10 protein-coding genes are annotated in these 12,304 nt (G+C 55.7%); 4 read left to right on the forward strand and 6 right to left on the reverse strand.

Features of this window, described 5'->3' with window-relative positions; translation table 11 throughout:
* Positions 1-98: 98 nt before the first annotated feature.
* Positions 99-1,289, reverse strand: coding sequence for a cystathionine beta-lyase (gene metC, locus LH22_RS05415; RefSeq protein ID WP_038644710.1), 1,191 nt, complete (start codon positions 1,287-1,289; stop codon positions 99-101).
* 260 nt (positions 1,290-1,549) lie between these two features.
* Between metC and exbB the strand changes: the two genes are divergently transcribed.
* The 3 genes from exbB to LH22_RS05430 all read left to right on the forward strand — a co-directional run bounded on the left by exbB (position 1,550) and on the right by LH22_RS05430 (position 4,209).
* Entirely contained in the window at positions 1,550-2,278 is a 729-nt protein-coding gene (exbB, locus tag LH22_RS05420) for a tol-pal system-associated acyl-CoA thioesterase (protein ID WP_071845590.1), read from the forward strand.
* A gap of 5 nt (positions 2,279-2,283) precedes the next feature.
* The gene (exbD, locus tag LH22_RS05425) at positions 2,284-2,706 is read left to right on the forward strand and encodes a TonB system transport protein ExbD (RefSeq protein ID WP_034828432.1); all 423 of its coding nucleotides are present in this window, start codon (positions 2,284-2,286) and stop codon (positions 2,704-2,706) included.
* A gap of 180 nt (positions 2,707-2,886) precedes the next feature.
* Complete coding sequence (locus tag LH22_RS05430) at positions 2,887-4,209, forward strand: MFS transporter (RefSeq protein ID WP_038644714.1); 1,323 nt, start codon at positions 2,887-2,889, stop codon at positions 4,207-4,209.
* Between the two features lie 150 nt (positions 4,210-4,359).
* On the opposite strand, the gene LH22_RS05435 is transcribed toward LH22_RS05430, so the two are convergent.
* The 5 genes from LH22_RS05435 to LH22_RS05455 are packed head-to-tail and all read right to left on the reverse strand — an operon-like array spanning position 4,360 to position 9,588.
* On the reverse strand, positions 4,360-5,325 hold the full coding sequence (locus LH22_RS05435) for a Csu type fimbrial protein (RefSeq protein ID WP_038644716.1): 966 nt from the start codon (positions 5,323-5,325) through the stop codon (positions 4,360-4,362).
* Entirely contained in the window at positions 5,322-7,760 is a 2,439-nt protein-coding gene (locus tag LH22_RS05440; RefSeq protein ID WP_205624984.1) for a fimbria/pilus outer membrane usher protein, read from the reverse strand. The genes LH22_RS05435 and LH22_RS05440 overlap by 4 nt, the downstream gene beginning before the upstream one ends.
* Positions 7,757-8,455 (reverse strand): fimbrial biogenesis chaperone, encoded by a 699-nt coding sequence (locus LH22_RS05445; protein ID WP_205624993.1) that lies wholly within the window; start codon positions 8,453-8,455, stop codon positions 7,757-7,759. The genes LH22_RS05440 and LH22_RS05445 overlap by 4 nt, the downstream gene beginning before the upstream one ends.
* A 25-nt stretch (positions 8,456-8,480) precedes the next feature.
* Positions 8,481-8,996 carry a Csu type fimbrial protein gene (locus LH22_RS05450; protein WP_038644721.1) on the reverse strand — a complete coding sequence of 172 codons (516 nt, stop codon included), beginning with the start codon at positions 8,994-8,996 and terminating at the stop codon, positions 8,481-8,483.
* 22 nt (positions 8,997-9,018) lie between these two features.
* On the reverse strand, positions 9,019-9,588 hold the full coding sequence (locus LH22_RS05455; protein ID WP_038644722.1) for a spore coat protein U domain-containing protein: 570 nt from the start codon (positions 9,586-9,588) through the stop codon (positions 9,019-9,021).
* 548 nt (positions 9,589-10,136) lie between these two features.
* Between LH22_RS05455 and LH22_RS05460 the strand changes: the two genes are divergently transcribed.
* On the forward strand, positions 10,137-12,239 hold the full coding sequence (locus LH22_RS05460; protein ID WP_038644724.1) for a putative bifunctional diguanylate cyclase/phosphodiesterase: 2,103 nt from the start codon (positions 10,137-10,139) through the stop codon (positions 12,237-12,239).
* Positions 12,240-12,304: the final 65 nt, after the last annotated feature.

Consider the following 12,304-nt stretch of genomic DNA (forward strand, 5'->3'; position numbering starts at 1 on the left):
CCCATCGAGTCACAAGGATTCTATTTTAACCATCTGTGGCATCGCAGACGTTGATCTCACCGATGCGGCACGAAATGGTTTAGGTTTTGTTTAAATATTTACTGTTTTAAGCGCGCAAAGCCCGCTTTCAGGTCGTTCAGCAGGTCATCAACGTGTTCAAGACCAATGTGCAAACGCACCAGCGTACCGTTGAAATCGACGCCGCCTGCCGGGCGAATCTCCGCCAGCTCTTCCGGTTGGTTGGCCAGAATCAGGGATTCATAGCCACCCCATGAATAAGCCATGCTGAAATGGTGGAAGTGATCGAGGTAATTAGCCAGCTGCTCACGGCTCAATTTTTCATGCAGGATGAAGGAAAACAGTCCACTGCTGCCGTTGAAATCACGCTGCCAGAATTCATGGCCTTTACTCTGTGCCAGCGCCGGATGGTTGACGCGCGCCACTTCCGGTTGTACTGCCAGCCATTCCGCGACCTGCAAACCGCTCTCTTCATGCTGGCGCAAACGCGTACCAAGTGTGCGCAAACCGCGGCTGGCCATGTACGCCGTATCGGCATCCACCATCTGGCCCATCAGGTACGAATTCTCTCGCAGCTGCGGCCAGCAACGTTCATTGGCGACGGCGGTGCCAATCATCGCGTCGCTGTGGCCAATAATGTATTTGGTGCCTGCCTGAATCGAAATATCGATGCCATGTTCCAGCGCGTTAAACAACACACCCGCCGCCCAGGTATTATCGATCATGATGATCGCATCGGGTGCTTTGGCGCGCACGGCGGCCACGATGGCAGGAATATCCTGCACTTCCATGGTGATGGAAGCGGGAGACTCGAGGAACACCACGCGGGTATTTGGCTGAATCAGTTCACCGATCTCACTGCCAATGCAGTGATCAAAGAAGGTGGTGGTGACATTGAGCTTACTGAGAATTTTGGTGCAGAAATCCTGCGTTGGCTCATAGACCGCGCCGCTCACCAGAATGTGATCGCCCGCTTCGACAAAGGAGATAATCGCATTGGATACTGCAGCCGCACCACACGGATAAAGCGCGCAACCCGCGCCGCCTTCCAGTTCGGTCATGGCGTCTTGCAGCGAGAAGTGGGTGAGGGTGCCACGGCGGCCATAAAAAAGCTCGCCCGATGCACGACCCGCGGTCGCCCGTTTTTTGTCAGCAACCGTGTCAAAAACCAGTGAAGATGCGCGTTGAATGACGCTGTTAACTGAGCCCTGAGTGTAACGTTTGCTTCGTCCCGCGCTAACCAGCGTGGTATCAATTTTATTCGTTGCCATCACTGCCTTTCCTGACACTTACCACATAACATCCACGTTACCACGAAACACCGCAGTGGGTTGCGCCTGATTGCGGATTATCAGAGTGACGCCAGTATTCTGTAAATCATTTGCCAAATTGTGGAAATACAAGACACTTTTGGATTGTAAATAGTAATGAGAACTACTATCACTTCGGTCAATTTTTTTGCTATGATCCGCGCTTCAATCGTGAACTGTGCAACAGAAGTTGGAGACGCAGCGTGGTAGCCAGTGATTTGATGCAAACGGACCTCTCCGTTTGGGGCATGTATCAGCATGCCGATATCGTGGTAAAAGTGGTGATGATTGGCCTGTTACTGGCCTCGGTTGTCACCTGGGCGATTTTCTTCGGCAAGTTTGCTGAGCTGAGCGGGGCGAAACGTCGCCTGAAACGCGAACAGCAGGCGCTGGGCGAAGCACGTTCGCTCAATGATGCTTACCGCGCCGCTGAAAGCTTCAACAGCAACAGCCACAGTGCGGTGTTGCTGAACGATGCGCAGAACGAGTTGGAACTCTCTGCGGGTACCGAAGACCTTGATGGCATTAAGGAACGTACCAGCTTCCGCCTTGAGCGTCGCGTTGCGGCTTTCAGCCGTCATGCCGGCCGCGGTAACGGCTTCCTCGCTACCATCGGTTCTGTTGCTCCCTTCATCGGCCTGTTTGGTACCGTGTGGGGCATCATGAACAGCTTTATCGGTATCGCTAAAACTCAGACCACCAACCTCGCTGTTGTGGCGCCGGGCATCGCAGAAGCGTTGCTGGCGACCGCGATTGGTCTGGTTGCCGCTATTCCTGCTGTTGTTATCTACAACGTCTTCGCGCGCATGATTGCCAGCTACAAAGCCTCATTGGGTGATGTTGCGGCCCAGGTGATGCTGCTGCAGAGCCGCGATCTGGATCTCGGCAACGTGGATACCGCGAAAGAAGCGACCCGTCCGGCGGCGGCACAGAAACTGCGCGTAGGATAAGTAATATGGCGATGCGTTTAAACGATGATTCGGTAGGCGATGGCGAAATGCATGAAATCAACGTGACGCCGTTTATCGACGTTATGCTGGTTCTGCTGATCATCTTTATGGTCGCCGCGCCATTAGCCACGGTGGATGTGCGCGTTAATCTGCCTGCGTCCACCAGCGCACCGCAACCGCGTCCGGAAAAACCAGTTTATCTGTCCATCAAAGAAGATAAGCAGATTTATATCGGCAACGATGCGGTGACCAAAGAGACGCTGGTGAATGCGCTGACGGCGCAGACCGAAGGCAAGAAAGACACCACCATCTTCTTCCAGGCGGATAAGTCAGTGGATTATGAAACGCTGATGAGCGTGATGGATCAATTGCGTGAAGCGGGTTATTTGAAGATTGGTTTGATGGGCATGGAGACGGTGAAGAAGTAATTCCCCCTCTGATCGCTCACAAGGGCCGCTATCAATAGCGGCCCTTTTTGTTTGCTTCCGCCGCCAATGTTAATTTTTTGTTACTTTTGGTCTTACTTTTGTAAACTGCAATGGTGAAGCGGATCACATCTATTCCTGGCGCAACCCGCTACAACGGAAGAAAAACCCAGGAAGGACAATATGAGCGCGAGTCAATCTTTACAAAAACCATCGCAAGGCGGTGCCAAGACCATCTTTAGCGTTACCAGCGGTAACTTTCTTGAGATGTACGATTTTATGGTGTTTGGCTATTACGCTACGGCGATCGCCAAAACCTTTTTCCCCGGAGATGATCCCTTTGCTTCACTGATGCTCACGCTGATGACCTTTGGCGCGGGCTTCCTGATGCGTCCACTTGGCGCGATTATTCTGGGTGCCTACATTGACCATCACGGACGCCGTAAAGGGCTGTTACTGACATTAGGCTTGATGGCGTTGGGCACACTCACCATCGCCCTGGTGCCGGGCTATGCCACGTTGGGGGCTGCCGCGCCGATTCTGATTCTGCTGGGTCGTTTGCTGCAGGGCTTCTCTGCGGGCGTGGAGTTGGGCGGTGTGTCGGTTTATCTGTCTGAAGTGGCGCCAAAAGGACGCAAAGGTTTCTATGTTAGCTGGCAGTCCGGTAGCCAGCAGGTCGCGGTGATCTTCGCTGCGCTGCTTGGCCTCGGTCTTAATCATCTACTGGCGAAGGAAGCGGTCACCGAGTGGGGCTGGCGTATTCCGTTCGTGGTCGGTTGTATGATTGTGCCGTTCCTGTTCTGGATCCGCCGCATGCTGGAAGAAACCGAAGCGTTCAGCAAGCGCAAGCAGCATCCAACTATGGGACAGATTATGCGCTCGGTCGGTGAGAACTGGGCATTGGTGCTGGCGGGTATGCTGATGGTGGTGACTACCACGGTGATGTTCTACATGATCACCGCCTTCACCCCGACCTTCGGTAAAACCGTGCTGATGATGAGCGATGAGCAGAGTTTTATGGTGACGCTGTTCGTCGGTATCTCTAACCTGATTTGGTTGCCCGTCATGGGCTCGCTGTCGGACCGCATAGGGCGTCGTCCGCTGCTGATCACCTTCACCATCCTGATGATTCTGACCACCTGGCCGGTGCTGCACTGGCTGGTGGGATCACCTACGTTTGCGCATCTGGTGGAAGCGGAGCTGTGGTTATCGTTCCTGTATGCCAGCTATAACGGGGCGATGGTGGTTTACCTGGCGGAAATTATGCCGGCTGAAGTGCGCGCCACCGGCTTCTCACTGGCGTACAGCCTGGCGACCGCGCTGTTTGGTGGCTTCACGCCAGCAGTTTCAAGCTACCTAATCCATGCCACGGGCGATAAAGCGATGCCCGGCGTGTGGTTGTCATTCGCTGCGGTGTGTGGATTGATCGGCACGCTGCTGATTGGCCGCATGGTGAAACAATATCAGGCGCGCCATGGCGGCACGCCGGTGGGGGCTTCGCTGTAACGTCCTGGCTGACAACGGGTCACATGTCAGGCCGTTGAGAAGCCATTCGAATAAAGCAGCCTCTTTCTGAAGGGGCTGCTTTTTTGTTTGTGTAGGGGGACTCATTCATCGGGCCCTTATCAACAGACTAGATCGTCGCCAATGTCCTGCCTAAAACGACAGGTCCACCACCACGCTGTCCGTGTAACTCCCCGCCGCTGGCGTATTCTGCGTCGTCAGAATCTGCGCGGTATAGGTGAAGTTGCGCGTCACCAGATCCGCGTTAAGAGAGGTGGCGCTGGCGCTGCTCCAGCGGTCGGTGCCGGTCGGTCCCCAGCGCGTTGTGGTGGTGGTGCCCTTGTAGATGTCGTACGCCAGTCGGTTGGTGCCGCTCGCCATCTGGCGCGTGGTGCCGCTGTAGTAACTACCATTGCTCAACCCCACAGTGAAGGTGCTGCCTTTTGAACACACCACGTTGATGGTCTGCTGCACCGTGGAGAAACTTCCCACCAGCGGCGCGCTGCCAAAACTCACGTTAGGAGCGGTGATGGTGGTGCAGTCATTCGTCACTATCAGGTTAACGGTAATCGGCATCGCGGTGCCGGTACTGGTTTGCACCGTTCCTACGCACAAACCTGCTACGTTCAACCCGGCACATACCGTATAACTCACCGTTATGGTTATCGTCGTGGTGTAAGTGCCGGCTGCAATCACCTGTCCCGTTAGGGTGCGGAAATAGAGCGGAATATTAAAGTTAAGGCTGTTCCCAAGCGCCAGCAGCAAGGCCGAGCTCCAGCGATAGCTGCCGCCCTGTTGCAACTCTGTGGCGCAGGCGCTGTCGATGCACATCTGAATCGGAATGCTGTCGGTGCCAGTGCTCGAACTTTTCAACACCGCGCGCGTGCCGCTGAGATAGGTCGCAGTGGTGAAGGCGTATGTGACGTTATCGGTGCCCAACAGCGAAAGCGTGCCGGAACCACAGTTGACGTTGGTGGTGCTGGAAGTGTTCTGCACGGTAGAGCCAACCGCGAAGGTGGTCACGGAGCCGAAGGTCGCCGCTGGGGCCGATAAACTACAAAGCGCATAACTGGTGCCCGGCAAGATAAACAGCGCCAGCAGCAAAAAAATCTTTCTCATGGTGAGATTCCTGACTGTGAATTATTGGCCGTGCTGACCGCCGAACCCGGTGCCGGCGGCGGCAGATCGCACGTCAGCGGACCGTAGGTTTCCAGCGCTTTTGGCTGGCCGTCTGCAATGGTCAGCGTGGTATCACAACTGCGCCCATCAGGCGTCATGACATGAATCGGGTTTTCAGCGCTCAGGTTCTCCATCCAGACAATGCCATCCCATCCGATATATTCCGTACCCTGATTAGGGCGCAACACCTGGCTGGAGATTGGCAACGGTTGCCCCTGTTTATCATGCAGCACCACACTGGCGGCACGCAGGCGCTCTACCGGGAAGTTCAGCAGGTAACCACTTTTCCGTTTCACTGCAAAACGCTGTTCCACCTTTGGCGCGGTGCGGTCAGCCGGTAAATCCAGGGTATCGATGTCATATTTCGCGCCGTAGTAACTGCTGATCGAGGGCACCAGCAAATAGCCCTGATTATCGGTGCGTCCCATTTCCTGGTTTTCATAGCGCACCGTGACATCGGGGTAGTCGGTTTTCACCACCACAAACGCATCATTGATATCGTTGGCGGCAAACACGCGGTTATCCATCAGCACCAGCGAACCGGTGAAATCGGCCCACTGCGTGGTGTTATCGTTATCGCCGTAGAATCCAGCGGAGGTGTCGATTTTGTTATTGCGATAGCGCAGGCTCGCCTGACGATAATCACCGCTGTCGCTGCCCTGATTGGCCCAGGCCGCATCGTAAGCAAAGCCACCATCGGTCGGCATGGCGCGTGACACATAGAGACGCTGATTGTTGTTGCCCTGCTGATCGCGCTCGTAACTCACCGAAGCGCTGCTCTGTTCGCCGAACGGGATCACCAGAGATATAGCACCGCTCCAGTCGCCCTGTTCCTGATCGCGGCTGGCGGAGATATACAAGCTACTGTTACCCCACAGGTTTTTACTCCATGACAGGTTCCATAAACGGGTGCGATCGCCCGATCCTCCGGCAATATCAAAATAGGCCAGACCCAGACTGCCATATTGATTGAGTGACACGCTGGCGGTGTATTGTGCACTGCGTCGCGCCAGTGAATAGCTGGTGCTAGCGCTGTCGCCCCGGCTGCCGACCAGCGCCAGATTGCCGTAATCTGCAGTGCGTAAAATATGCTGCGTGCCGAGGCTGAACCAGCTGTTGTTATATTGATAACCCCAGCTATATTGCGTGCCGGGTTTTCCCTCCATCTGGCTTTGTGCCAGGGCACCATTCACTACCCCCCAACTGCCGAGCTTCACTAAGCCTCCTGCGCCGCCGGTGGCCACGTTGTCGCTGCCTTCCGCATGGCTCTCCAGGGTCAGCCAGTCGGTTAACCCGTAACGATAAGATCCGCTGGCTGCCGCTGCGCCATAGTCAAAGTTTTCCAGTCCGTAGTTTTCACGCAGGGCACCGGCAGAGAAGGAGTAATCCGACAAACCCTGTCGCAGCAGGCTGCTCGATACATAAAACGGCAGCGTGGTGGTGACCTGACGCCCCACGGCATCGGTGGTGGTGATCACCGCATCGCCCGCCCCATTGACGAACGGCACATTGGTCAGCGACCACGGACCCGGCTGCACATTGGCTTGCGTACTGCGATAACCGTTAATAAACAGATCGACGGAAGAGGGCACCGCGGCCTGGCCGGAAAACGCCGGCAGAGGGTAAGTGACCAAATCCGGCCGCACGCTGAAATCACGCGCAATCTGCACGCCACCCAGACGCACGCTGTTACTCCAGCTCAGCGCATCGGTCACCAGGTCTCCGGCACGCCAGCTGATCGCATCGTTCTCATCTTCATTGCTAAACCAGGTGTCGTAGCGAATATATCCCTCTTGCTGACCGCTTACGCCGCCTTCAAGTTGTTGGGTGTAGACGCCATTGGTGGAGAACTGTCCGATGGGGCCAAACACGCGCAGCTCATTCCAGCTCGACAGGCGGGAGCCGGCATTATCGGTACGGGTGGCGTAAAAGTCGTAATTGAGCAGCGCACCGTTACTGGCACGCCCCGGATAGCGTGGACCGCGCTGATCTTTACCGATCACCTGACCGGGCAGCCAGGCGGGCGGAACGGTGAGCAACAGGCGCTGACGGCGCTCGTCATATTCGGCTTTCACCTCCGCAAGTTGATTCACATCGATTTGCTCGCCCTGAAGTTTCTCTGCAGGGATACCGGCACGCTGCAAATCGCCACTGCGCAGCCAAAAGTCCCCGTTTTTACGCTCCACTGGTACGATATCGCCGCGAGCGTTCTGATTCACCACCAGCTCCAGCATGTACTGCTGACCGCTGGCGTTGTTCTCCAGCGCAGGGGGCGGGGGTAGCTCGGAGAAGGTCTCCGCGCTACTGATTTGAGGTAACAGGCATAGCACGCTAGCCACTGCCAGCGTGCAGGGATGCAGCGAAAACGTCATCAACGCGCGGCCGCGCTGCTCCAGTGCCCTTTATTGACCTCCGCTGACAACTCCCCGCTCACGCTGCTGGTTAATGGCCAGCGGTTGCTGCTGTTTGCCAGTACGTAGCCAAACAGACCATTGCCCAGGCGGCGACCACCAATGGTGACGTTACTCAGCCGCGCATGGCCGTTGCCACGGTTGGTGAGCTCCAGCCAGCGCTTGCCACCACTGTCCACCTGTTGCCAGCTGAGTTGCGGCTTCGCACTGTCGCTGGTAACACCGTTACCATAAACAAACAGCGGAACCGAATAGCGCATCTGGAAGGTTAATCCCGCCTGATTTTCGCCGGGTGTGCGTGGCGTAGGGATTTCATCCAGCACCACGCGGTAGGACATTTCGCGTCCCGCTTGCGGCGCGCCCTGCTTAATGAGTCGTACCAGCTGTTTCTGACCCGGTTCGAGGCGCACCATTGGTGGGCTGGCGACCACTTGCTGCTGGGTTTGATACTGTTCCTGACCGCCCACTTGCAGCCAGCTAAAGATACGCACCTGCATCATGGTGGTGGTATTTCCACGGTTTTCCAGCCACAGCTCACTGGCTTTCTCATCGGGATTGATGGCGGGATCGATGGGCCAAATCATCAGCGAATTGGCGGCGTGGGCAGTAGGCATTAGGGCCATACTAAACAACAGTAGCAAGGCGCGCAGGTTCATGATTATTCATCCTTCTTTATCACTGCCGTCACCAGCTAAGCGTAACGGTTAAGGTGTCGGTATAAGTGCCGGCGCGCGTGGGGCCGGGCAGCGTTAACAGGCCATAAATCGGCAAAGTAATGTTATTGGCGTTGCTGTAACTCAGCGCCACGGCGCTATTCACGGGAATCGCCGTGGTGTGTGCCGCGTTGGTGTAAAGGGAATAGGGCACGGTATTGGTGTTGCCCGAGACCTTGAGATTGCGGGTAGTAGAGTAATTGGCGCCGCCATTGATACTCATGCTAACGGCGGTGCCTGGCGTGCAGGCGAGAATGATGGTGGTGCTTTGCACATAGCTGGCGCTCACGCTGCTGGACGACACACCCGATTGCGTGCCGAAATTAAGCGTGCCAAATACCCCGGTATTGGTACCGGAGACAACACAGCCTGCCACTACTGATGCAGAGACCTGAAAGGTTGCGGTTGGCAACCCCCAGGCAGAGACGCTCCCTATCAGCAGGGCGAGGCCGCCTGCACTGTGCGCCCAACGCTGCACCACGGCCACCCTGATTACCCCACAACTGACCTCAGTAGTTCACCGCAACGTTAATGGTGTCGGTATAAGTCCCTGCCGGGATCAGTGGGTTAAACCCGCCCCCCACGACACGACCGTAAATGGCGTAGTTGGTGCCTAAGGTCGGGTCCGTGGTGCCGCTGGCGGCAATGTTGGTGTTATTGGCGATGGCGGTAGTAAATGCCGCATCGCTATACAGGGTATAGGCAATGCCTTGGGTGTTATTGGAACCGAGGATCAGATAGCGAGGCTGGCCGCTAACGGTGCCGTAAATGGTCGCCGGTGCAGCATTACTGCTGGTGACCTGCACGTTGAAAGTCTGGCCGGTGGTGCAGCGAACATAAATACCGTTGCCCGATGCGCCGACCAACGTGGCGTTCAGGGTATCAAAGGTCGCCGCGCTGCTACCAAAGTTCAGGGTACCGAAGTTGCCCCCCGTGGTGGCAGACTGACCATTCACCAGGCAACCGGTGGTCAGGGTCAGGGTCGCATTAATGGTTCCCGTTGTGGTGGCGGCAAAAGCCGCGTGAGGGGCGAGCACGACGCTCAGGCTGGACGCCAAAAGAAAAAGCTTGAGTTTCATAATCATTCCTTACTGATTATCCAAGGTCAGTGCTTTTTCACCTGGTGATTCATTTATGTAACGAATCCGAAGTCAAACAAGAGCCACGATCGGCTTTACCGCGTAAGTGCCCGACATCTAGGAATATTCTTAGATGATGGATTTATGATTTATATCAGTTTTCTTTACTATAGATCAGCAAATCAACACTGGGAGCGTTGCGCTTAGATTTTTCATTAATCAATCCACACTTTTCGCCGATAACGCAGTAATCGCAAGGGATGACAACCGGTTAAAAAAACTAAACAGCGAGTGATTTAACCCTCTACCGCGATTAACCGTTCAATGCTATGTTCGTGCATTAATCAGATATTATTAATTTTTCTGACTGCGACTGACGATGAAAAACCAAAAACATAGTGCGGTGTTTCCAGAATTGTCTGGATCGGTTACTCCCTCTGCCTCACTGCGTGCGGTCATGACTCACCTTTAATCAATGTTCTCGAACACTTTGAACTTTTTTGACGATACAGCACCTGCTCCGCAGCGGGCTGAGTTTAGGAGCGCACATGCTGCTGGTTACCTGGGATAGCGTTCTGGTCACGGTTTCATTGATCGTGGCCTTCATTGCTGCGTTTACCGCACTGGATACGGCGGGACGCGTCGCGGTTTCACGCGGCTGTCTGGCGAAAATGTGGCTGATTGGCGGTGGCACCGCGATGGGCATTGGCATCTGGGCGATGCACTTCATTGGCATGCTGGCGATGATGATGCCGATGACCATGCGTTATGACATTACCCTCACCACGGTTTCTCTGCTGGTAGCGATCCTCTCTGCCATCTTTGCTTTCGCGCAGGGCGTGCAGGGCAGCCATTTAACTCCACGTCGGCTGCTTCGTGGCACACTGATACTCGGCAGCGGTGTCGTGGCGATGCATTACATCGGCATGAATGCCTTGATGATCGAACCGGCGATACGCTGGGACATGCCGCTGGTCGCGCTCTCCGTGGTGATTGCCTATGCCGCCTCAGGTGCGGCCCTGTGGCTGGCGTTTCATCTGCGCCAGGGCGAGAGCGTGTGGATCATGCGCGTTTGTGCTGCGCTGGTGATGGGCATTGCCATCGCCGGGATGCACTATACCGGCATGGCCGCGGCGGAGTACAGTATGCCGAGCACCATGCAGCAGCATCATGGCATCAGTGAAGATGGATTGGCGGTGTGGGTGACCATTATCACATTGTCCATCCTCGGCCTCACGCTGTTAGTTTCCATGCTGGATGCCCAGCTACGCGCGGCACGTCTGGCCACCAAACTCAAACGCGCCAACAGTGAACTGCGCCAGCTGGCGATGCATGACAATCTCACCTCGCTGCCCAACCGCGTGCTGCTGGAGCAGCAACTGACGGCACAGATCAAGCAAGCCACTTTGCAGGATGAAACCTTTGCGCTGATGTTTATGGATCTCGACGGCTTCAAAGCGGTCAACGATACCTGGGGCCATCATGTGGGCGATCGTCTGCTCATCGCGGTAGCCGAGCGACTGCGCGTACAACTGGGCGAAGGCGTGTTACTTGCGCGACTTGGAGGCGATGAGTTTGTGTTGCTGTGTCCGCAATACAATGATTTGCAGGCCTCGGCGCTGGCGCAACAGTTGGTCAATGCCATCGATGCGCCGTTTGAACTGGATCGTTATTCGCTGCGGGTGTCACTCAGTATTGGCATCGTGGTGTTCCCACTGCACGGTCGAAGTCAGCAGGAGATGATGTTCAACGCCGATTCCGCCATGTACCACACCAAACACAGTGGCCGAAACGGCTGGTGCCTGTTTGAGCCTGTGATGAGCGCGGTGGCGCAGCATCAGCTGGCGCTGGCGAATGATCTGTGGAATGCGCTGGAATATCAGGAAATGTGCCTGTTCTATCAGCCAAAATTCCGCGCGGGCGGCACGGTGCTGATGGGCTTCGAAGCGTTATTGCGCTGGCAGCATCCACGTCGGGGATTGCTGATGCCAGATATGTTCCTGCCGCGCGCGGAGAAAACCGGGCAAATCGTGGCGCTGGGCAATTGGGTGATCAACGAGGCGTGCCGCCAGTTGAAGCAGTGGCACGATGAAGGTCACCGCGACTGGAGCGTGTCCGTCAACCTTTCGGCGTTGCAATTCCATCAGCGTGATCTTATCGACAGCTTACGTCATGCACTGCAACGTTATCAGCTGCCGGAGGGCGCGCTGATGCTGGAGATAACCGAGAATATCGCGATGCGCGACCCGCAGTTCAGCCAGCAGCGCATTGCTGAACTGCACCAGTTGGGCGTGAAAGTGGCTATCGATAACTTCGGTATCGGTTATGCCAATTTGCTGCATCTGAAACATCTGGAAGCCACCGAACTGAAAATCGACCGCGCCTTTATTAACAGCCTGCGTGCCGACAGCGAGGACGCCACCGTCGTGAGCGCGATGCTGACGCTGGCCCAAAGTCTCAATCTGCGCATGGTCGCCGAAGGGGTGGAAACTGAGGAGCAGCAGCGTTTGCTGACCGGACTCGGTTTTGACACGCTGCAGGGCTATCTGCTCGGCAAGCCGACACCAGCGGAGCGTATCGGTGAATTCACCGCTGCGTTTAATGCACCGCCGCTGTTTGCTGAGCACCCGCTGCCTTTAACCAGCGCCTGATAAACAATTTTTATTTTCTTCCGCATCGGAAGGTTTCATCGTTCAAAGACTCAAATCGGCAGGTT

The sequence above is a fragment of the Pantoea rwandensis genome, assembly GCF_000759475.1.
Lineage (GTDB): Bacteria > Pseudomonadota > Gammaproteobacteria > Enterobacterales > Enterobacteriaceae > Pantoea > Pantoea rwandensis_B.